The sequence below is a fragment of the Arthrobacter sp. M4 genome, assembly GCF_020251205.1.
Classification (GTDB): domain Bacteria; phylum Actinomycetota; class Actinomycetes; order Actinomycetales; family Micrococcaceae; genus Arthrobacter.
The window spans coordinates 1-21,243 of the sequence record NZ_JAIWYX010000031.1 but is presented as its reverse complement, the minus strand read 5'-3'; the positions used below and the strand labels follow the sequence as shown (position 1 = coordinate 21,243).

The following is a 21,243-nucleotide window of genomic DNA, read 5'->3' as shown; positions in this document are numbered from 1 at the left end:
GCCACCCGGGACAACCGGACAGCCCGCCACGGATCCCGGAGAACTCCGCCAATCCTGCCGGCCCGAGGGCCACCCGGAACAACCGGACAGCCCGCCACGGATTCCGGAGAACTCCGCCAATCCTGCCGGCCCGAGTGCTTGCCGGGGTGCCCGTTTGAGCGGGGCACCCCGGCATCGTTTAGTGAATCTATCCGGCGGCCGTGAGCGCGAGGAGCCTCCGCAGCGTCCAGGATGCCCTGACCACGCCAAGCCCTGCGGTCAGTGCGAGCCAGAGTGTCGCCGCCTCCGGAACCCATAAGCCCGCACCGTCCCTACCCTCCAGGATCAGCGTCGCTAGCGATATCACCAGCAGCCCGGCCAGCCTAGGAAGAATTACCAGGAACGCCTCGCCGATTCTGAGCCGGTGCTCCGGCGTGAGCCGTTCCAGCGGAAGTGTCCGCTGGCCCACCGAAGCCTTCTTGGACAAAACGTTGACCAGGACGGACACGCTGGTGAGCGTCAGCCCGCCCATCGCACCGGCAAGGGTTGCCAGGGTTTGGAAGAAGGTCCTGCGTGCAGCATCGGCGACCGATTCCAACATCAGCGGCTTACCGAAACACACCGAAATGAGCAGCCAGGCCGCCAGCGCTGCCGCCGCCAGCGCGAAATCCATCCGCGGACGGACGAGAAACCATCGGAAGACCGGATTCCCGGGGCTCCGCGCGAGTTGGATTTCAACGTCGTAGGAGCTCACCATGGACGCCCTCCTCCGTTGTCCGGAGCGACAACACCGTGGCAGGCCGCTCACCCCGAGGCTCAGGTGCCGACGAGGACCCATAGCCCACCAGGTCGGGCACCCATGATGCTTCCGGTAAGCCCTTGACAGCGGGCAGGCACTGCGCAAAGTAACCGTCGTGATCTGCGGATTGCCGGGCGAAAATCGAGATCGCTTCCTCCGTTGACTTCTGCGGATCATTGACCACGTCCGCGGCAACCTCTACGCGGGCGATGAAGCGGTCCTTGAGGAGGTCCACAATTTCACGGTCGCCGGACACGGAATCCCTACCCTCAGCGACGGCATAGTCGAACTGCTCCAGGGTGGCAGAGCGTCGGAACTGTTCAATAAGCTGCTGGATGCGTTCGCGAACCCGCTGTTTCTCGGTGGCATTTCCGGATCGGCCAACACTGAGCGACATTCGGAATGTGCCCTGGGTCATCAGCCGGGACGCGCTGCCCAGGACCTCGGCCCATTCCCCCTGCGCCCCATCATTGAGCTTGCCGGCAGGAACGGCAAACTCAAACTTGCTCACCTGGAGGCGCGCCAGGATCTGGTCAACATCCTCGCGAAGGACAGGAACCAGCTCCACGCCAAGGCCAAACATGCCCTCGAGATACTCACACAATCTCGAGGCGCGGGGCCCATTCGCACTGGTCAAAACCGCCAGTACATTGCGCTTCAAGAAACCGAAGTACGTCGTCTCCAGCAGATGGTCCCCCGGAGCCAACGGCAGTGCCTTGCGCTGCCCGGCCGAGTCTCCCACGCTCGGAAAATTCGATTCCCGAACCCTATCCAGGAGCACCACTGGAATCGGAGCGACAGCCCGGGCGTGGGCCATGACGACGGAGCCATCCGGGCTGCTCAGTCTCCTGTCCACTCCCCTTCGTTCGGCGCTCAAAAGCACTTCCGCGAGCCGACGAGCCGGAAATGGCCGCGTAAGGTCCTCGCCGTTGACCCGGGCGATACGCCAGAACTGAAGACTGCGACGCGCCATTCCCGCTCCTTCCGCTGCCTGAGCAAGTCCGTTTGGGGACACGCCCTCCATCACGTGGAATCACGGTATCCGGCACCTATGACAGTTTTCCGCTATCCCCAGTTGGCGCCGCGGGGTGGGCGCCGTCGTCCGGTGTTGGCACCATCCGGGGATCGCGTCGTCCAGGGATCGCGTCGTCCGGGGTTGGCGCCGTCCGGGGTTGAAATGGGCGGGGGACGGAACCAATGGCGGGAACCAATTGCGAAACATATGTTGCCTTTTTAGCAACATGGCGGGTTATCCTGTGGATGTGACGCACGAAACATTGAGCAATGGAGCGGAGCTGCTCCCTGAAGAAGCGCTGGAAGCAATTGAGCGGGCGGCAACGGCTGCGCATCCGCACGAGAGCTTGTTCTCCGACCGGGCAGCCAACATCAAACAATCGGCTGTCCGCGACGTATTCGACATTTCGATGAGGCCGGGCCTCGTTTCGTTGGCAGGCGGTAATCCCTACCTGAAATCCCTGCCATTGTCTCGCTTGGGCGAAACAGCGTCACAGATCATTGCCGAGCAGGGGATGACTGCCCTGCAGTACGGCAGCGGCCAAGGCAGCATGGAACTTCGGACCCAGATTTGCGAGATCATGGCGGCTGAAGGTATCACGGATGCCCGGCCGGAGAATGTGGTGATCACCGCAGGCTCTCAGTCTGCGCAGGATGTGGCCACCAAGGTCTTCTGCAATCCGGGGGACGTAGTCCTCGTTGAGAACCCTACCTACGTTGGGGCCCTGAATACCTTTGAGGCCTACCAGGTACAGGTGGAACCTGTTGATATGGACGACGACGGTCTGGTGCCTGAGCTGCTGGCGGCCACCATCGCCGAGTTGCAGGCCCGGGGCAAGAACATCAAGTTCCTCTACACCATTCCCAACTTCAACAACCCCTCAGGAATCACGCTGGCAGAAGACCGGCGCCAGCAGATCGTCGATATATGCCGGCGTGCGAATATCTTGGTGCTGGAAGACAATCCCTACGGACTGCTCCGTTTTGATGGACGGCCGATCGCGCCGCTGAGGGCTGCAAACCCCGACGATGTTATTTACATGGGCTCCTTCTCCAAGATTTTTGCGCCAGGGCTCCGAATCGGCTGGGCTTTGGTCCCCGAACATTTACAGCGGCGCTTTTACTTGGCGTCCGAGGCCGTGACGCTGTGCCCGCCGACGTTCAACCAGATGCTCATCTCCGCGTATTTACGGGACTTTGACTGGAAGGGCCAGATCGAAACGTATCGGAGCCTGTATGAGGAGCGGTGCACGGCGATGCTCGCCGCCCTCGAAGATGAAATGCCCGACGGCGTGACGTGGACCAGGCCTGACGGTGGGTTCTTTGTGTGGGTCACGCTTCCCGAGCACGTCGACACATACCCATTGCTGAAAAAGGCGATTGACGCCGGCGTCGTTTTCATCCCAGGTGCCGCATTCACGCACTCGGACAAGCCGTCCAACAAGCTCCGGCTTGCCTTCAGTGCGGTGCCACCGGATTCGATCACCGAGGGCGTCCGGCGCTTGGCGCCGGTGTTGCGGGAGGCCACGGGCACCGCATAGGAAAGCATTGACCGGAGCTGACAACTGCCCAAAGTATAGGTGGCGCCTACGCCCGCGCTGTCGCCAGAGTCACGTGGCAGCGTGGGCAGTCTCACCCGGAATCTGGACGGTTCGGGACGTGCCCCAGCCCTAAAATTGAAGTGTGCCCCCGACGGTGCGAGCCACTCCCTTCCGACCAGATTTCAGGGGACATTCTTGCTTATTCTGCAGCCACGCCAGCGTGTTGGCCACGACATCCTCCTTGCCCGCCACGGCAACCACATCTGCGAAATGCGCCTGGACCGGCACAACGACCGCGTCATCGCACTTCTTGACGATGGTTCCGTGGACAGCGCTCCAAACTTGATCTCCCCGCAAATTCATATGCCTGAGACCTTCCGGAGCACGCTCCGCAAAGACTGGCGCCTGCTTTCTGCCGCGTCGGGCGTAATGCTCGCGGTGTCACTGGTTGTCTCGGCCATCGCCATGGGCTTGGCGGGATCGGTCGGAGACGCCCAGTGGCAACAGATCGCCACGAACTACCAGTACACGTACGCGAACGGCTACTGATAGAGAAGCCAACGGGTTAACACCCACCACACGCCAGCGATCACGCCGCCGCCGAATAGGCAGCCCACTATGACTTGGGCCAGGGTGTGCGCCCCCAAAGTCACCCGGGACCAGGCGACGAGTGGAACCAGTGGCAGCAGGAGCAAGCAGGTCGGACCGAAGATCAGCGTGAGAATCACAGCAGCCGAGGAAATCACGGAGGCGTGGCCGCTGATCTTCCAGTACAGGCTGACGACGCCCACCACCACGATGCCCACAATGATCGCCAGCACCATGATGGCAACGCTGAGGGGCGCCCCCGTGAGGCCCAGCACACCGAGTCCCAGCAGCACAGAAACCAGCGCGGCAAGCATAATCGGTGCGCGTCTGGCTCGTTCGCTGACGTGATGATCCGAGAGCTTCCCTAGCCGAACCAGCACCAGCACGTATGCCAAGGGCAGGACGCAGACGAATAACGCTGCCAGCGCCCCGTAGAGCATCGTGCCCGGCATGCCGGGCTCGACGGCGGGACTCAGCAAGAGGAGGACAGTCACCACGGCCGGGGGCTGGAAGAGCTCTGTCACCACTTTTGCCAAGAGGTACTTGCCCCTCAGACGCCGAATCGAAGCCTGGCCGTTGGGCACCAGCGGAGCCGGCGCTCCCTTTGACGGGTCCGCCGGCTCTAGCTGCGACGAATTCTCCACAGTCCTCAGTCAGGCCGCGTCAGTCAAGCAACAGCGCGGGCTCTTCAAGAATGGCTGCGACATCGGCCATAAAGCGCGCCGACAGATCGCCGTCCACTACACGGTGGTCGAATGATCCACCCAATGTGGTGATCCAGCGCGGTATTACTTCACCGTCAAGGACCCAGGGCTTTTGCTTGATGGTGCCGAACGCCACGATCGCCACTTCACCGGGGTTGATGATCGGCGTACCTGTGTCGATGCCCAGAGCCCCAATATTGGTAATTGTCAGCGTGCCGCCCTGCATTTCGGCTGGCTGGGTCTTCCCAGCCCGGGCGCGCGTGGCCAATTCGTTCAGGGCGAGGGCGAGTTCCTTCAGGGAAAGGTCCTGCGCTTCCTTGATGTTGGGCACCATGAGGCCCCGCGGCGTAGCCGCTGCGATGCCGAGGTTCATGAAGTGCTTGACCTGGATCTCGGCCCCGCCCTTGCCGTCCGCATTCTCAACCCAGCTCGCGTTGACGCTGGGATTCCGTGCGGCTGCCCAAATGACAGCCTTGGCCAGGATCAGCAGCGGCGACACCTTAATACCCTCGAAGTCCCGCGAAGCCTTCAGCCTCTTGACGAACTCCATAGTGCGGCTGGCGTCGACGTCCACAAAGATGCTGACATGCGGCGCCGTGAAGGCCGAGTCAACCATTGCCTTGGCCGTGGCTTTGCGGACCCCCTTGACCGGAATACGTTCGATTCGCTGGTCCTGGGGCTTCCTGGCCGGAGTCCAGAAAGTATCCGCGCGGTCCACCTCCGCCTCCCGCTGGGCCTGGTAGCTCACCAAGTCCTCCCGGGTAACCTCGCCGTGGGCACCCGTAGCCACGACGTCGGCGAGGTCGATGCCAAGGTCCCGGGCGAACTTGCGCACCGGTGGCTTGGCCAGGACTCGGCTGACAATTCCGCTAATCGCACCACCAATGCCAGCGACGCCGGGAGCTCCATTCGGTGCCGCCGCAGCAGCTGGCTGCGAAGCTTGCACCTGGAACGCTGCGGGCGGCTGGGCCGTAGTTGCCGCGGTTTGGTTGGCCGCCTGCTGAACCGGAGCACTCGGCGCAGAACGCACGACGGGGGCATCCGGCGTCGGGCGCGTTGCGGCAGTGGAAGCTCCGGAAGCCGACGCCTTCCGCGGGCGGCGCTTGACGGCGTCGGCCTTGGGACCTGAACCGACCAACGGCCCTGCCGGAGCACCGGCCTCGGGCGCACTCGAAGCCGCGCCGGAAGCCTCAGCACTGGGAGCCTGAGCACCGCCGTCGGAGAGGACGCCATACATAGGCGGCAGGTTTTGATCGGGCGCCGCTCCACCTTCTGCTGGCGGAGCTGCCTTGGCAGGTGCAGGCGGGGTCGGAGCAGATGCGCCGACTTCACCGGGCTGGTCCGCGACGGAAATGATCGGGGTACCGACCTCAACCGTCAAGCCCTCTTCAACGAGCAGCTCAGCCACGGTGCCTGCGAACGGGGACGGCAGCTCGACCAGCGACTTGGCCGTCTCGATCTCGCATAAGACATCGTTGATCCCCACGGTGTCGCCAGGCTTGACCTTCCACGAGACGATTTCGGCCTCGGTAAGTCCTTCGCCCACGTCCGGGAGATTGAATTTCTTGACAGTCACTTCGATCCTCGGTTTCCGGTGTTCACCGCCGCGCGGCGGGACCAATCAGGGGCAGGTTCAGTAGGCGAGCGAGCGGTCGAGGGCTTCGAGGATCCGGTCGATATCCGGAAGGTAGTCCTCTTCGACCTTGGCCACCGGATACGGCATGTGGAAGCCGCCCACCCGCAAAACAGGAGCTTCGAGGTGCAGGAAGGCGCGTTCGCTGATCCGGGCCGCGATCTCGCCGCCGATGCCGCCAAATGTGGGGGCTTCGTGGGCGATGATCAGGCGCCCTGTCTTCTTCACAGACTCGGTCACGGTGTCGAAGTCGATCGGGGAAATGCTCCGAAGGTCGATCACTTCCAGGCTGTGGCCGTCCTCCTCGGCTGCGTTTGCGGCAGCGAGGGCAACGGGGACGAGGGGGCCATAGGCGACGATGGTGGCGTCGGTTCCCTGGCGGAGGACGTGAGCTTTGTGCAGATCGGCCGCAAGCCCTGGTTCCTGGGTATCCACCTCACCCTTGAGCCAGTAGCGGCGCTTGGGTTCGAAGAAGATGACAGGGTCCTTGGACTCCACGGACTGCTGGATCATCCAGTAGGCGTCGTGGGCGTTGGATGGGGAAACGATGCGGAGGCCGGCAGTGTGGGCGAACAGCGCTTCAGGGGATTCGGAGTGGTGTTCCACCGAGCCGATGCCGCCGCCGTACGGGATGCGGATGACAACCGGTACGTTCAGCTGACCATGGCTGCGGGCGTGCATCTTGGCCAACTGCGTGGTGATCTGGTTGAAGCCGGGGAAAACGAAGCCGTCAAACTGGATTTCACAGACGGGTTTGTAGCCGCGCAGTGCCAGGCCGATTGCGGTGCCGATGATTCCGCTCTCTGCCAGGGGCGTGTCGACAACGCGGTCTTCACCGAACTCCTTGATCAATCCGTCCGTAACGCGGTAGACGCCGCCCAGCTTTCCGATGTCTTCGCCCATCAGGAGCGACTTCGGGTTCTTGCTGAGCGTGGCGCGGAGGCCCTCGTTGATGGCCTTGGCGATGGTCATTGTGGGCATCAGTTGGCCTCTTCTTCCTCGTCACCTTCGAAGCCTGCCGAGTACTCCTCGAACCAGGCCAGTTCCTCGGCGACCAGCGGGTGGGCCTCCGCGTAGACGTTCTCGAAGGACGCGCGGATTTCCGGAGCCTTCAATTCCAGCGTGGTCCGCCGAATGTAGGACGCCAGTTCGTCGCCATCAGCCTTTACTTTGGCGAAGAAGTCGTCGTCGGCCAGGCCTTCGGCGCGCAGGTACGTTTCCAACCGTTCCAGCGGGTCTTTGTCCCGCCAAGAAGTTTCTTCTTCCTTGAGGCGGTATTTGGTGGGGTCGTCGGCCGTCGTGTGGGCGCCGACGCGGTAGGTGTAGGCCTCAATGAGGACGGGGCCGTTCCCTTCACGAGCGTGTTCAAGAGCCCACTCCGTGACTGCATGGACGGCGATCACGTCGTTCCCGTCTACCCGGATGCCAGGGAAGCCGTAGCCCTTTGCCCGGTTCGCCAATGGAACCCTCGTCTGCACGGAGCTGGGGACGGAAATGGCGTAGTGGTTGTTCTGGCAGAAGAACACCACGGGCGCCTTGTACGAGGAGGCAAACACCATGGACTCGTGGACATCGCCTTCCGAGCTGGCACCGTCGCCAAAATAGGCGACCACGGCGGCCTTCCCCGCATCCTTCGATCCACCTTGGTCCTGTGCGGCCTTCTGGTCGCGTTGGATGCCCATCGCGTAGCCAACCGCGTGGAGGGTCTGGGCTGCAAGCACCAAGGTGTACAGGTGGAAGTTGTTTTCGTTCGGATCCCATCCACCATTGGTGATGCCCCGGAACTGGCGAAGCAGCTCTGCCAAATCCACGTTCCTGGTCAGCGCAACGCCATGTTCACGATACGTGGGGAAGATATAGTCCTGCGGCTGCGTGGCCCGACCTGAGCCGATCTGTGCTGCTTCCTGGCCAGTGAGCGGTACCCACAGGGCGAGCTCTCCCTGACGCTGAAGTGCGGTTGCTTCCTGGTCGAACCGGCGGATCTTGGCCATGTCCGCGTAGAAGCCGCGCAACTGCTCGGGCTCCAGGCGCTTGGCGTAGTCGGAAAAAACTGGGTCGGCGCCGAGCTTGCCGTCGGGACCGAGCAACTGGACCATTTCCGTCGAGGGCTCGTCACCCACGATTTGGCGGTCTGCCTGCATTCCTTCCAACCCGGGGGCGGGCAGCTGCGTAGAACCCATACCGTCTCCTTGCCTGCCTCAAGCCAATAGCCGGGCAGTTTTCGCTGGGATATATGCCTCATTTGGAATATATTCCTCAGGTGGCATATACATGGCTGTCGCCCCTAACTTTATCCTCAGTAAGGTACGGCCGGGGCATTTGTTAATCGCTAGGAAGAACGCGGCGTCTTTGTATATTCGGCACACAACTGCAGGAAGCGGGTATTGGCCTCCTCTTCGCCGATGCTGACGCGGACACCTTCATTAGCGAAGGCCCGTACAGACAGCGCCCTTTCGCCCGCGCGTGCCGCGAAGTCCATGCTGTCCTCGCGGAGTTCGAGCCAAACGAAGTTGCCTTGAGCGTCCGGCACCGACCATCCGAGTTCCTTGAGCCCCGCCATAACGCGGTCCCGCTCGTCCACCAGGCTTTGTACTCTTTCCACAACCTGCTGGAAGTTCTCGAGCGACGTGATGGCCGCGCGTTCGGCAATCTGGGAGACCGCGAATGGCGTGGCGGCGGCGCGGAGGTGCTGGGTCAGGTCAGGGCCAGAAACGCTGTATCCCACCCTTAGCCCGGCGAGGCCGTGGGCCTTGGAAAACGTACGGAGCACGATCACATTGGGGTACTTCCGGTAAAGCCTGATGCCGTCCACCGCGTCTTCGGCCCGGACAAACTCCTGGTAGGCCTCATCGATAACCACCACGACGTCGGAAGGTACCGACTGGATAAAGTCCTCCACTTCCTTGGTGGTCAGGATGGGGCCGGTGGGGTTGTTGGGTGTGCAGAGGAGGACGACTTTGGTCCTGGCACCGACCGCGGCGGCCATTCCCCCAAGGTCGTGCCGCCCGTCCGGCAGCACGGGAACCTGGATGCTTTGGGCTCCGGCAAGGCCAACGCTTATGGGATAGGCCTCAAACGAACGCCAGGCGTAGATGACTTCATCTGCTTTCCCGTCATCGTTTTGCCCCGCAAAAGCAGCCAGGATCTGGTTCAAGGCACCCAGGCTTCCAGCCCCTGTAACGATGTCGTCCGACGGAACCCCGAGGAAATCGCTCAGGGCCCCGCGAAGCTTCGTGGAGACAGGGTCCGGGTAGCGATTGATGTCTTGTTGCTCGGCAATTGCCCGCAGCACGGCAGGGATTGGAGGCAGTGGGTTTTCGTTGGAGGACAGCTTGTAGCTGGTGAACCCTTCGATGGCTACGGGCGGCTTTCCCGCGGCGTAGCGGGGAAGCCTGGCCACCACAGGCCGGGGCGCGATGCCTCCGCGTGCAGCGTCGGTAGAAGTCATGGATCCAAGCCTACTTGCCCGCCTTCCACCAGCGAGGGTCGAGGGTGGCGTCGCGATAGGCAACGTTGGAAAGCGTGCAGTGGTGTGGTCGCTGGCGGGCGCTGTGAGTCCACGCTGGCCTGTGACAGCATGGGGCCATGGGTTCCTTCATAGTGCGCGTGATCATCAATGGGCTGGCTCTGTGGATTGCCAGTTGGCTGCTGCCAGGCATGGACATCACTACATCCGCCACGACGCAGGCTGCGACAAACAGCGGCGTTTCCCAGGGCGCGGACGCGGTGGGCGTTGTGCTCGCCTACCTGTTCATCGGGCTCATTTTCGGGATTGTGAACGCCCTGGTCCGCCCGCTTGTCAGCCTGCTTTCCCTGCCCATCACCATCCTGACGCTGGGCCTTTTCACGATCATCATTAACGCAGCGATGCTTTACCTGACGGCTTGGATCAGCGGCTATACCCCTGTTCACCTGACACTCGACTCCTTCTTCTGGACCGCCGTTTTGGCAGCGATCATCATCAGCCTGATTTCCATGGTGGCAGGCCTCATTCCAGGAACCCGCAAGCGATAGCACAGGCTTCCTTTCGCATTAATCCACTGCCCAATTAATCCACTTAATCCACGGCCCAACAGGAATCATTTCGGCCCCGCCAAGGCACCAGCGGACGGCGCACTGACGGGCAAGTCCGGATTGCTCTGTGCTGGTGACGGCATCGGAGCTCGGGACAGTTTCACTCGGGTCACCGACGCGACGCCACTCGTGCCAAGCAGGCCCGCCACAGTGCCGCTGGCTGCGACGAGCGAGGGATCAGAACTCTTCAAAATGCGCTCGGCCCCTTGTGCATAAATTTCCAGCTTGTGGGCGGGTCCTAAACCAACTTCCTCGCCTGGCTCAAGGACTGCTGTGTCGGTCAACGTCACTGTGACCCTATCTTTCGTATCTGGGTTGGGAAGCCCTTCAGTACCAGGTACAAAGTCGTCCCCATGCTCCAAATTGAGTACACCTATGCCTTCCTTGGGTTTGATGCCGCCAACCGGCGAGCCAGCGGTCACAACGTACTTGAGGTCGAACTCAGCGAGGAATGCTTTGTCTTGGCCAAGATTCATGGCGTGAATCCCTCCTTGGCTGTGCGCGACTGCGACGATGCGTGCCCCTGCTTCGGCGCCCGCCTCCTGTAGTGCCTTTCTGATTCCCTGGTTGATCTCTTGCGAGTCGTAGCCCAGCCCATCGACGATGCCGGCTGGATCCAAGGGGTTGTCGCCACCTATGCCTTCGCCTGTCTGTGTGCCTGGAATCAGCAGTACAAAGACGGGACCATCCGGACGTTCAACCCGCACCACTTCTACTTCCCCGTGATGGGCTCCCGCAGTCTCAAGCTCGCGAATAATGCCTGGCAACGTCAGGTCCATCTTCCGCTGGTCAGTGGAGACTGCTTTGGCTTCCACGGGTCTTGGCTTGAGGTGGCTCGCGAAGGGAAGATCGCTTAGGAAACGGAGGACACCTCGCGCGTCCTTGCCCCCCGTTGTCCTGCTCAGCAGAGCCGCGGCGACCGGTCCCAGTCCGGGGAGCAAATGGTTCACAAGATCGTGCGGTGCCCGGGCGATGGCCTGCTCCGTCAGATTCCGAAGGCCTGCCTGATCCTTCTTCCTGTCTGCGTCGAGCCCGCTGAAAAGGTTCAGTCGCTCAGCCACGGCCGGGTAGCTCAGCCCCATCCGTAGCAAGGCCGCGGCGCGCGCTTCGGAAGATTCGTAGTCGCGGTGACTTGCCCGCACGTCAGCGGCTATGCGGTAAAGCCCCTGACTAGACGATGACAGTTCGCCTATGCCGGCCGAAACCATCGCCAGCGCAAATGCTCCACTGACTGGGGAGTCAACCAAATAGGCCAGGAGATCGCTGCGAACCGCCTCTGCAAGGCACTTGGCGGCGTTAAGTTCCTCCCCGGCATTGTGAAGTCCGTTGGCTCCGTGAACGAGTTCCTCATATTGGAAGGCGATACCGCCGACACCGCCACGGACAATCAATTGGCCATCGCTGGACGGTTCTACCGGCTTTGGAGCCCCGCCGTCTTCGATCGACTTTGGATCCGCCACTAGAGCGCCCGGCCCGGTTGCGCCGCGGCCTGCCCATGACCCTGGACCGCAGCAACCGCGTCCTGGAGTGTTGCAACGGTTCGCCGCAACACCGATTGGTGGTGGCTAAGCGTGGTCTGGTAAGCCCGGCCTGCAGGTGACTGCCAGTTGTGGAGCTCAAGCTGGCTCAGCCTGGCGGCAGCTGATTCAACCCTATGAACGCAATGCTGAAGCCGCTGGGCGAGTTTGTGGATCTCACCGCTGCGGGAGGCGCATTGTGCTGCGTCCGAGGCGTGCACAACAGTGCTCATGATTGAACTCCTTGGTGTTGTCTGGGGACAAACGCAGTCCGGCAGCTTCAACTGTCCGTTGCATTGCTTCGACGCTACGAGGGAGCGCCACGGTGGCGGTATCGCAAACGTCGGTATGTGGAGAAGCCCGTCCCATGTGGACAAACGACGCCCACATAGGCCAACAGGCACTTAAAGTCCTTGCCGCAGTTCATGAAAGAATTGCCACATGCCTGAAACCGCCTCCGCTGTCACCCGTACGCCCTCCGGACGCCTGGCCCTGGCCGCGTCCGCCGACAAAATCGCACTTGGTCCGCTGGATGGCCGCTACCAGTCGGCCGTCGCACCGCTGGTTGATTACTTGTCCGAGGCTGCGCTGAACCGCGACCGGATTGCCGTGGAAGTCGAATGGCTGATCCACCTGACTGCCAACAGCGTCCTTCCCGGCGCAGGTCCCCTGAGCTCTGCCCAGTTGGAGCAGCTCCGTGCCATCGTCACCGAATTCGACGCCTCCGACGTAGCAGAGCTGGCGGAGATCGAGGCAGTCACCGTGCACGACGTCAAAGCAGTCGAATACTTCATCGGCCGTCGCCTCCCGGCCATCGGCATCGAAAACCTGACTGCTATGGTGCACTTCGGATGCACGTCGGAGGACATCAACAACCTGTCCTATGCACTGGGCATCAAAGGAGCCGTCGAGGATGCCTGGCTGCCCGCAGCGAGGTCCCTCGTAGACCAGCTTCAGGCAATGGCGGAAGAAAACCGCTCAGTTCCGATGCTTTCCCGCACACACGGGCAACCCGCCACACCAACCACGCTGGGCAAGGAACTTGCCGTTATTGCGCACCGCCTCCGCCGCCAGCTGGACCGCGTCGCCAAGACCGAGTACCTCGGAAAGATCAACGGTGCCACCGGCACCTACGCCGCACACGTTGCTTCTGTCCCCAGCGCAGACTGGCAGAACGTTTCGCGTAGCTTTGTGGAGGGCCTGGGCCTGACATGGAACCCGCTCACCACCCAGATCGAGAGCCATGACTGGCAGGCGGAGCTCTATGCGGATATCGCCCGCTTCAACCGGATCCTGCACAACGTCTGCACCGACATTTGGAGCTACATCTCAATTGGGTACTTCCGCCAGATCCCAGTTGCCGGTGCCACCGGCTCCTCCACCATGCCGCACAAAGTCAATCCGATCCGCTTCGAGAATGCCGAAGCAAACCTGGAAATCTCCAACGGACTACTCGATGTCCTGGGCGCCACCCTGGTGACTTCCCGCTGGCAGCGTGACCTCACGGACTCCTCCTCGCAGCGCAACATCGGTGTGGCTTTCGGCCATTCCCTGCTCGCAATTTCCAATGTTGCCAAGGGCCTGAAGGCCCTGGACGTCGCCAACGACGTTCTCGCCGGTGACCTGGACAGCAACTGGGAAGTGCTTGGCGAGGCTATCCAGATGGTGATGCGTGCTGAGGCGATTGCGGGCGTCCCCGGCATGGAAAACCCCTACGAGCGGTTGAAGGACCTCACCCGCGGCCAAAGGGTCGATGCAAACCGCATGAAGGAGTTCGTTTCCGGACTTGGACTTTCGGAGGAAGCCGAGGCCCGTCTGCTGGCCCTCACACCAGGTAGCTACACCGGCATCGCTGAGAAGCTGGTGGATCACCTGAAGTAATCTGCTCACCTGAAGTAATCTGCCGTTGCTGGCGTCGGGTTCCGGCCCGCCGCCAGCAACAAGCAGAATAGTCGGACTCAGCTCGTACGAAGTTCACATCAAGGGTAGGGAAAACTGAACCTATGAGGCTCTTGCTGATCAGACACGGACAAACACCAGGCAATGTACTGGGTCAACTCGACACGGCGTTTCCTGGGCCCGGCCTGACGGAACTCGGCCAGCGGCAGGCAGAAGCACTGCCCCGTTCGCTCGGTAGGGAGAACATTGGGGGCATCTACGCTTCCACCCTGGTCCGCACGCAATTGACGGCGGCACCCCTTGCTGAGGCGCTTGGACTCGAAACCCACGTACTGGATGGACTTCAGGAAATCGAGGCCGGAGACCTTGAAAAGGCAACCGACCACGAGTCCCACCATACCTACATGAGCACGGTCTTTGCCTGGACGGATGGTCGCCTGGATGTCCGTATGCCGGGTGGCACTGACGGCCATGCTTTCTTCGCCCGATACGACGCGGCCATCGAGAAAGTAGCCGCCGCCGGCCACCCCACTGCGGCAGTGGTCAGCCATGGTGCCGCGATCCGGTGCTGGGCTGGCAACCGCAGCGAGGAAATCGACTCGGCTTTCGCCTCCCACCACCAACTCGCTAATACCGGAATAGTGATTCTTGAGGGTGATCCCGGTCTAGGTTGGAGGCTGCTGCACTGGGATCAGAGCCCTGTCGGCGGCATGGCCCTGGTGGACGCCACCGCGGAAGACCCGACAGGCGAGGCTTTTTAGAGCCTTTCCCCCAATTTGTGCCCCACGAGGACGCGATCTTCCGCCCAGCCCGAACTTCCACTGGACGCCCCCAGCAACGTTGGCCATGATGAGATGAGGCGGGCGGCTTTGCAGTAGTTCCCCCACGGCGCTGGGCCTCCCGCGGTGGAGGCTTGGTGGCATGTCCAGAGAAACTATGCCGGCGGGATCGTCCGCAAAGGGTGGTTCCGGCGACAATCCTTCAGAACCCGCTGGACAGTTCGTTGCCGACTACTACGAGCACGTAGCGGCCGACGACTTACTGAACTACAGCAACGATGTGCTGGCTCAACGGGCCCTGGTCCACAAACAGCTGGCCACTTTCAGGGCGCCAAACGAAACCGCCGTCGGCATGCGGCATGAGGGCGACGTAACCATCGTGGAAATCGTCGCTGAGGACATGCCCTACCTGCTGCAATCCGTCACCGCGGAGCTAACGCGGGAAGAGGCCGACCTCCGTTTACTGGTTCATCCCACGTTCCGGGTCAGGCGCGATCCACACACCCACGAGCTTGTGGACATCCGCCAAGGAACGGCACGTGAGGGTCTGTCAGCTGGATCCCCCGAAGCCTTGCAGCAGTTAATGGGCAACGACTACCAAAATGAACTCTGGATCAGCATTGAAATCGGACGACTCCCGGACGACGGCAGCGCCGACACGCTTACCAGGACACTGCAGGCCGTCGTCGCGGACGTCCGGGTAGTAGCCCAGGACAGCGCTGCGATCCATCGGGACGTCAGGCTCGCAGCTGAACATCTCCTTGCCAAACACCTCAAAACTGGTGCCCAGCGCGCAGGACACGCTGCGGAGATCCGCGCCCTGCTCCACTGGCTGGATGCCGGCAACTTCGTTTTCCTTGGCAGCTGCACTTTTGACTCCCTGGCCTCTGGATCGTCCGGATCCACCACGCAGGCCGAGCTGGATCAAGCCGATCAGCAGGTCACGCTGGTTCCGCGGCCTGGAACAGCGCACGGCCTGCTCCGCCACATACAAAGCCAAGAGGGCACACCCCAGCCAGGGGAGCCCACGGCGCCGCGGCTGCTCTACGTGACGAAGTCGGATATTCGTTCCACGGTGCTGCGTCCTTCATATTTGGACGAAATAAGCATCCGGACGCTGGACGCCAGTGGGGCCGTCGCCACCGAAAGACGCTTTGTGGGCCTTTTCGCCCATGGGTCCTCTGCGCTGTCCGTCTTGGGCGTGCCGGTACTGCGGGAGAAAGTGCGGAGTGTACTGGCCGACGTCGGTCATCCCCCCGGATCGCACGCTGCGAGCGAGCTGCTGAGTGCTTTAGAGGCGCTTCCACACGACGAGCTCTTCCGCATGGATGCTGCGGAACTGGCACGGCTGGCCGGCGAGATCCAACATCTACAGGCCCGCCGCCGCACAAGGTTGTTCCTCCGCCCGGATACCAATGGCCGCTTCATGTCGGCTTTGCTGTTCCTGCCCCGCCAGCGCTACAGCACAGGTGTGCGGCTCCGCGTGGAGCAGGTCCTCGGCCGGGCTTTCGGTACGAGCGACATCGAGTTTGACCTGAGACTTACTGAATCCGCCATGGCACGCGTGTTCTTCCGGATCCTGCTTCCGGCCGAAGGACTCCCCGAAGCGTACGATCCGGACACCTTGGAGAGGCAGGTGCTCGGCGCAACCCGCACATGGGATGAGGGCATCGACGAAGCCTTGAGAGACAGATTCCCGGCCGTGGAAGCAGTTCGGTTGGCCCGCCAATGGGCGGGGGCTTTTCCCGCCAGTTACCGGGCCGATTATGAGGCGGAGGACGCTGTTCGAGATATCGCACGCTTTGAGGCGTTTGGCTTGGACGGGCCGGGCAAAGCTGGGGATGACCTCTTCCTGAAGGTTTACGTTGGCTCGGAGTTGGCGCCGTGGCTGGGCGAGGTGGCCCGGGTCCGGCTCTACCTGACCAAGCCACGGTCGCTAACGCAGATCCTCCCGTTTTTCCACAACCTGGGTCTTGAGGTCCTGGACCAGCGGCCGTACACGCTCGTGCGTCGCTCGGCCGTCGGCCAGCAGGGTCCACTGCCAGGCACGACGCCTGGCGGCGCCTCGCAGGAAACGCCCGACGGCGGAACGTCACCAACCGCGCCGAGCGGACCCCAGCCCGAGCCCGCACCCATCGGAACCACCCAGCCGGCCCACACCGTCGAGACCCAAGGCGCCCAGACCGCAGAGACCCAAGGCGCCCAGACCGCCGTCGTGGTTTCGTCAGCGATGCAGGAGCGGGAGCTGTTCCTGTACGACTTGGGCCTACACTACCCCGCCGGCGTCGATCCTTTGGCTACCAGCACACTGCTGGTCGACTCGTTCCGGGCCGCCCTGCGCGGCGATATCGAGTCGGACCGTTTCGACGCCCTGGTGCTCAGGGAAGGCCTGGACTGGCGTCAGGTGGTGATCATGCGTGCCTATGCGAAGTACCTCCGCCAGCTGGGGACCGGCAACTCGTACACCTTCATTGCCGATACCTTGCTGGACAATGTGCAGGCAACGCACGCTTTGCTGCACTTGTTCCAAGCCCGCTTCGATCCCGGGACCAGCCCGGAAACACGGCTGCAGGAGACGGCTCATGCCCGTGCCGCCGTTAACGCTGCGATCGATGCCGTCCCGTCATTGGATGCGGACCGCCTGTTACGAGCGTTCTTGAACCTCATCGAAGCGACGACGCGCACCAACTTCTTCCGGAATCGACCTTACATAAGCTACAAACTTCGTCCGTCGGACATTCCCGGGGCTCCGTACCCGAGGCCCAAATTTGAGATCTGGGTCTATTCGCCGCGGGTTGAGGGCGTGCACCTGCGGTTCGGCCCTGTGGCGCGCGGCGGCTTGAGGTGGTCGGATCGGCGGGAGGATTTCCGCACCGAGGTTTTGGGCCTGGTCAAAGCCCAGACGGTGAAGAACTCTGTGATCGTGCCTACCGGCGCGAAGGGCGGCTTCTACCCCAAACGGCTCCCCGAGCCGACGTCGGACCGCACCGCTTGGTTCACGGAAGGCGCGGAAAGCTACAAGGACTTTATCCGCGGACTCCTGGACATCACGGACAACCTTGACCTGAGCGACACCGAAGTTTCCGGACCCCCAGCACCCGCTGCGGCCGGCCCGAAGGCTGGCACCGGCAGCTATACCGGCCCAAGCACCAACGCCGGAGCAGGGCCCCGTGAAACCCGCACGGGGCGGGCTGCCGTGTCCCACGGTGCCCGTGCCGTTCGGGGTGCCGGCGGACGGGTCATCCCACCGCCAGACGTGGTGAGGCACGACGACGACGATTACTACCTTGTGGTGGCCGCAGACAAGGGGACGGCCGCGTTCTCCGACATTGCCAACGCTGTGGCGATAGAGTACGGCTTCTGGCTGGGCGATGCGTTCGCGTCGGGAGGCTCGGTGGGCTATGACCACAAGAAGATGGGCATCACTGCCCGTGGCGCCTGGGAGTCAGTGAAGCATCACTTCAGCGAGCTGGGAATCGACTGCCAACGCGAGGATTTCACGGTTGTGGGCATTGGTGACATGAGCGGCGACGTGTTCGGAAACGGCATGCAGTTGTCCGCGCATATCCGGCTTATCGCCGCCTTCGACCACCGGCACATCTTCCTGGACCCCACACCGGACCCGGCCATATCGCTCGAAGAACGCCGCCGCCTGTTCAAGCTGCCGCGCTCGTCCTGGGCCGACTACGACCGCAGGCTGATCAGCCCCGGCGGCGGCGTGTACCCGCGCCTGGCCAAGTCGATCACCATCAGTCCGCCCGTGGCATCGTCGCTGGGATTGCCACCCACGGCCGTCACCATGACGCCGCCGGAACTGCTTCAAGCTATCCTGCGTGCGCCGGTTGACCTGATTTATAACGGCGGCATTGGAACCTATGTCAAAGCCTCCACGGAAACCCACGCCGATGTTGGTGACAAAGCCAACGATGCGATCCGGATCAACAGCAGCGAACTGCGGGCCAAGATCGTCGTGGAGGGCGGCAACCTGGGCGTCACCCAGCGCGGACGAGTCGAAGCCGCCCTGAACGGGGTGTTGCTCAACACGGACGCGATCGACAACTCGGCCGGCGTCGACTGCTCGGACCATGAGGTCAACATCAAGATCTTCATCGACCGGATGATCGCCACAGGCAAAATGGCAGCATCCGGGCGTGCCGAGTTCCTCCACTCGCTGAGCGACGAGGTTGCCCGCTTGGTCCTCAAGAACAACCAGGACCAGAACACCCTGCTGCTCAATGACCGGGCCTTGGTCCTGAACTGGAGCCCGGGCTTCGAACGGACCATGGACTGGTTGGAAAACGCCTCCGAGCTTGACCGGCGATTGGAAGGGCTGCCCACCACCGAACAGCTCCATGAACGGCTGCAGACCGGCAAGGGCCTGACCTCCCCCGAACTAGCCGTGCTGGCGGCGTACGCCAAGATCGAACTCGCCAAGGAGCTCAACGAAAGCGACGTAACAGACGATCCCTGGTTCGGGCGGGTCCTTCGCAGCTACTTCCCACGGCAACTCGTGGATCGGTTCGGCCCGGAACTGGACACGCACCCATTGCGCCGGCAGATCATCTGCACCGTCCTGGCCAACGACATGATCAACCTCGGCGGCATCACCTTCGCCTTCCGAACCATCGAGGAAACCACGGCCACAGCTGCGGCTGTTGCCAGAGGATTCGTCGCAGCCCGTGAAGGTTACGACCTGCAGCGTTTCGTCGACCGAGTGGCCGAGCTTCCCGCCGACTTCCCAAGCCGGGAAGCCGCGGAACTGACAGTTCACATGCGCCGGGTCCTGGACCGTGCCACTCGCTGGTATGTCACGCACGACCATCGCGACCAGCCTGTGGAACAGGCCCTTGGCAGGATCATGCCCACGCTGGACCTGCTGCGGCACGGCACCTTCGAATACCTGCGTGGTGAGCACATTGACCTTGCCCAGGAACGGCAGGCGCACTGGGACAGCGTAGGGCTCCCGTATGAGCTGGGGCGGCGTGCCTCGGACATCCTGGAGAGCTTTGGGCTGTTGGATATCTCCCTGATTTCGGAACAGAGCGATGAACCCATCCGACAGATCATGGACTTGTACTGGACCGTGTTCGCACGCATCGGCGCACTCAAGCTGCTGCTGCGTATCACGGCGCTTCCGCGCCAGAACCGCTGGGAGGCCCTCGCCCGGGCGGCGTTACGTGACGACGTCTACGCGGCAATTGCCGACATGACAATTTCGGTGATGCATCTGACCAAGGGTTCGGATACCGAGGGAGCCGATTCAATCGAGCGGATCGTTGCCTGGGAGCGCGGTCACCAGGAACAACTTGTCCGGATCAAGGACACCTTCGCGGAAGCCACCAAACCGGGACAGACTGATATCCAGTCGATCTCGGTGGCGCTAAAACTCCTGAGATCGCTGGTGCGCAACTGAGCTGACATTAACTGCACTGCAAGTGTTTACGCCAATTCTCCATACGCTTACCCCCAAGAAACACTACGGAAACTCGGCCTTCCTAGCCTAGATAGGCATAACCCTCCGGCGAAAAGAGGCAGAGATGCAGACCAATCCTCGGCTCAACATCAGGCAGGTCACCTGGGCAAACCCGGTAGGTGCCGACCTTCGTGCCGCGCAGCAAGCCGAACTGGACGCGCGCTTTGGCTCCACCGACCACGAACCCGGCCCTCCGCCGTCGGAAGCTGACACCGCAGTTTTTGTTGTGGCTTACGAGAAATGCTCGGGGCAGCCGCTCGGCTGCGGCGGATTGCGAATGCTGGACGCAGAAACCGCGGAGATCAAGAGGCTCTACGTGGTTCCCTATGCCAGGGGATCGAAAGTCGCCAGCTCCATCCTCGCCGCCCTGGAGGGCTACGCACATTCCTACGGCTTCAGGCTGATCACGGCCGAAGCAGGGTCCGTCCAGACGGATGGACGCAGCTTCTACGAAAGCCAGGGATTCGAGCCCGTTCCGAACTTTGGCCCGTACATTGGCGTGAAGCACTCGCTCTGCTTCGCCAAACCCATTGACTCGCACAGTGCAGCCCATACGGCCATGACGTAGCGAGCGTGTACTACGGCTAAGTCGCCGTAGTGCACGACAAAACCGGGCGTGACCTGCTGCTGGGCAGGGCACGCCCGGTTTTGTACTAATGTCAGGCCTATGGCCGAAATCTCTTTCCGCACTCGTAAGTGGGTCCGCCCCGAGGACCTCAACGCCAACGGCACGCTGTTCGGCGGCAGCCTCCTCAAATGGATCGACGAGGAAGCCGCAATCTACGCCATCATCCAGCTCGGCAACGGGCGTGCGGTGACCAAGTACATCTCCGAGATCAACTTCGTCAGCTCGGCCGTCCAGGGCGACCTGATCGAACTGGGCATCACAGCCACTAAATTCGGGCGGACCTCCCTGACCATGCGCGCCGAAGTGCGTAACATGATCACCCGCCAGAGCATCCTCACCATTGAAGAAATTGTCTTTGTGAACCTCGGTGAAGATGGCAAGCCCGCTCCGCACGGCTACACGGAGATCACCTACGACCGGGACCGCATCCCCACGCACCACCTGACGCAGACGCTCGTCGGGGACTAGAGGTGCGACGGCGATACCTCGCACAGGCAGGGCCGCCAACCCATGATGCGCACCGCCGTCGCGCATAAAGGTGTCGCCCGCCACGTAATTCCCCAGGGCTTTCGTCACGTTATTCCTCAGTGCCTGGTGACATGGTAATCCTTCTTC

At 62.2% G+C, this 21,243-nt stretch carries 17 protein-coding genes; 8 read left to right on the top strand and 9 right to left on the bottom strand.

What is annotated here, in order from left to right:
• Window positions 1-187 precede the first annotated feature (187 nt).
• Together LD110_RS22995 and LD110_RS22990 are read right to left on the bottom strand one after the other, a co-directional pair.
• Window positions 188-736 (bottom strand): hypothetical protein, encoded by a 549-nt coding sequence (locus tag LD110_RS22995; RefSeq protein ID WP_225502266.1) that lies wholly within the window; start codon window positions 734-736, stop codon window positions 188-190.
• Window positions 714-1,751 (bottom strand): hypothetical protein, encoded by a 1,038-nt coding sequence (locus LD110_RS22990; RefSeq protein WP_225502265.1) that lies wholly within the window; start codon window positions 1,749-1,751, stop codon window positions 714-716. Before LD110_RS22990 ends, LD110_RS22995 begins: the two co-directional genes overlap by 23 nt.
• A 289-nt stretch (window positions 1,752-2,040) precedes the next feature.
• Between LD110_RS22990 and LD110_RS22985 the strand changes: the two genes are divergently transcribed.
• Together LD110_RS22985 and LD110_RS22980 are read left to right on the top strand one after the other, a co-directional pair.
• Window positions 2,041-3,333: a PLP-dependent aminotransferase family protein gene (locus LD110_RS22985; RefSeq protein ID WP_225502264.1), complete on the top strand. Its 1,293-nt coding sequence runs from the start codon at window positions 2,041-2,043 to the stop codon at window positions 3,331-3,333.
• Window positions 3,334-3,528: 195 nt separating this feature from the next.
• The gene (locus LD110_RS22980) at window positions 3,529-3,882 is read left to right on the top strand and encodes a hypothetical protein (RefSeq protein ID WP_225502263.1); all 354 of its coding nucleotides are present in this window, start codon (window positions 3,529-3,531) and stop codon (window positions 3,880-3,882) included.
• Here LD110_RS22980 and LD110_RS22975 read toward each other — a convergent pair.
• From LD110_RS22975 to hisC, 5 genes are all read right to left on the bottom strand, one after another.
• Window positions 3,876-4,565 (bottom strand): phosphatase PAP2 family protein, encoded by a 690-nt coding sequence (locus tag LD110_RS22975; RefSeq protein ID WP_308012478.1) that lies wholly within the window; start codon window positions 4,563-4,565, stop codon window positions 3,876-3,878. The two genes, LD110_RS22980 and LD110_RS22975, sit on opposite strands and share 7 nt — an antisense overlap.
• Before the next feature lie 19 nt (window positions 4,566-4,584).
• Entirely contained in the window at window positions 4,585-6,201 is a 1,617-nt protein-coding gene (locus tag LD110_RS22970; RefSeq protein ID WP_225502262.1) for a dihydrolipoamide acetyltransferase family protein, read from the bottom strand.
• A gap of 57 nt (window positions 6,202-6,258) precedes the next feature.
• Complete coding sequence (locus LD110_RS22965) at window positions 6,259-7,239, bottom strand: alpha-ketoacid dehydrogenase subunit beta (RefSeq protein WP_225502261.1); 981 nt, start codon at window positions 7,237-7,239, stop codon at window positions 6,259-6,261.
• Window positions 7,239-8,438 carry a pyruvate dehydrogenase (acetyl-transferring) E1 component subunit alpha gene (pdhA, locus tag LD110_RS22960; protein ID WP_225502260.1) on the bottom strand — a complete coding sequence of 400 codons (1,200 nt, stop codon included), beginning with the start codon at window positions 8,436-8,438 and terminating at the stop codon, window positions 7,239-7,241. The genes LD110_RS22965 and pdhA overlap by 1 nt, the downstream gene beginning before the upstream one ends.
• Before the next feature lie 149 nt (window positions 8,439-8,587).
• Window positions 8,588-9,706: a histidinol-phosphate transaminase gene (gene hisC / locus LD110_RS22955; RefSeq protein ID WP_225502259.1), complete on the bottom strand. Its 1,119-nt coding sequence runs from the start codon at window positions 9,704-9,706 to the stop codon at window positions 8,588-8,590.
• A gap of 137 nt (window positions 9,707-9,843) precedes the next feature.
• Here hisC and LD110_RS22950 point away from each other — a divergent pair, with 137 nt between their 5' ends.
• Entirely contained in the window at window positions 9,844-10,272 is a 429-nt protein-coding gene (locus LD110_RS22950; RefSeq protein WP_225502258.1) for a phage holin family protein, read from the top strand.
• Between the two features lie 65 nt (window positions 10,273-10,337).
• Here the strand turns inward: LD110_RS22950 and LD110_RS22945 are convergent, their stop codons facing one another.
• Both LD110_RS22945 and LD110_RS22940 read right to left on the bottom strand, forming a co-directional pair.
• Window positions 10,338-11,792 carry a hypothetical protein gene (locus LD110_RS22945; RefSeq protein ID WP_225502257.1) on the bottom strand — a complete coding sequence of 485 codons (1,455 nt, stop codon included), beginning with the start codon at window positions 11,790-11,792 and terminating at the stop codon, window positions 10,338-10,340.
• A complete protein-coding gene (locus LD110_RS22940; protein ID WP_225502256.1) occupies window positions 11,792-12,082 on the bottom strand; it encodes a hypothetical protein in 291 nt (96 codons plus the stop codon). Before LD110_RS22940 ends, LD110_RS22945 begins: the two co-directional genes overlap by 1 nt.
• A gap of 208 nt (window positions 12,083-12,290) precedes the next feature.
• On the opposite strand from LD110_RS22940, the gene purB reads away from it, so the two are divergent.
• The 5 genes from purB (at window position 12,291) to LD110_RS22915 (ending at window position 21,096) form a co-directional block, all read left to right on the top strand.
• Complete coding sequence (gene purB, locus LD110_RS22935) at window positions 12,291-13,730, top strand: adenylosuccinate lyase (RefSeq protein WP_225502255.1); 1,440 nt, start codon at window positions 12,291-12,293, stop codon at window positions 13,728-13,730.
• A gap of 122 nt (window positions 13,731-13,852) precedes the next feature.
• Complete coding sequence (locus tag LD110_RS22930) at window positions 13,853-14,509, top strand: histidine phosphatase family protein (protein WP_225502254.1); 657 nt, start codon at window positions 13,853-13,855, stop codon at window positions 14,507-14,509.
• Between the two features lie 160 nt (window positions 14,510-14,669).
• Window positions 14,670-19,940, top strand: coding sequence for an NAD-glutamate dehydrogenase (locus tag LD110_RS22925; RefSeq protein WP_225502253.1), 5,271 nt, complete (start codon window positions 14,670-14,672; stop codon window positions 19,938-19,940).
• Between the two features lie 124 nt (window positions 19,941-20,064).
• Window positions 20,065-20,568: a GNAT family N-acetyltransferase gene (locus LD110_RS22920; RefSeq protein ID WP_225502252.1), complete on the top strand. Its 504-nt coding sequence runs from the start codon at window positions 20,065-20,067 to the stop codon at window positions 20,566-20,568.
• Window positions 20,569-20,667: 99 nt separating this feature from the next.
• Complete coding sequence (locus LD110_RS22915; RefSeq protein WP_225502251.1) at window positions 20,668-21,096, top strand: acyl-CoA thioesterase; 429 nt, start codon at window positions 20,668-20,670, stop codon at window positions 21,094-21,096.
• The last annotated feature ends 147 nt before the right edge of the window (window positions 21,097-21,243 follow it).

Excerpts from the sequence above, each read along its gene's own strand:
- LD110_RS22925 (WP_225502253.1), top strand. The coding sequence starts at position 14,670 with ATGTCCAGAGAAACTATGCCGGCGGGATCGTCCGCAAAGGGTGGTTCC.
- LD110_RS22940 (WP_225502256.1), bottom strand. The coding sequence starts at position 12,082 with ATGAGCACTGTTGTGCACGCCTCGGACGCAGCACAATGCGCCTCCCGC.
- LD110_RS22990 (WP_225502265.1), bottom strand. The coding sequence starts at position 1,751 with ATGGCGCGTCGCAGTCTTCAGTTCTGGCGTATCGCCCGGGTCAACGGC.
- LD110_RS22995 (WP_225502266.1), bottom strand. The coding sequence starts at position 736 with ATGGTGAGCTCCTACGACGTTGAAATCCAACTCGCGCGGAGCCCCGGG.
- LD110_RS22965 (WP_225502261.1), bottom strand. The coding sequence starts at position 7,239 with ATGCCCACAATGACCATCGCCAAGGCCATCAACGAGGGCCTCCGCGCC.
- LD110_RS22915 (WP_225502251.1), top strand. The coding sequence starts at position 20,668 with ATGGCCGAAATCTCTTTCCGCACTCGTAAGTGGGTCCGCCCCGAGGAC.
- LD110_RS22950 (WP_225502258.1), top strand. The coding sequence starts at position 9,844 with ATGGGTTCCTTCATAGTGCGCGTGATCATCAATGGGCTGGCTCTGTGG.
- LD110_RS22930 (WP_225502254.1), top strand. The coding sequence starts at position 13,853 with ATGAGGCTCTTGCTGATCAGACACGGACAAACACCAGGCAATGTACTG.
- purB (WP_225502255.1), top strand. The coding sequence starts at position 12,291 with ATGCCTGAAACCGCCTCCGCTGTCACCCGTACGCCCTCCGGACGCCTG.
- pdhA (WP_225502260.1), bottom strand. The coding sequence starts at position 8,438 with ATGGGTTCTACGCAGCTGCCCGCCCCCGGGTTGGAAGGAATGCAGGCA.
- LD110_RS22920 (WP_225502252.1), top strand. The coding sequence starts at position 20,065 with ATGCAGACCAATCCTCGGCTCAACATCAGGCAGGTCACCTGGGCAAAC.
- hisC (WP_225502259.1), bottom strand. The coding sequence starts at position 9,706 with ATGACTTCTACCGACGCTGCACGCGGAGGCATCGCGCCCCGGCCTGTG.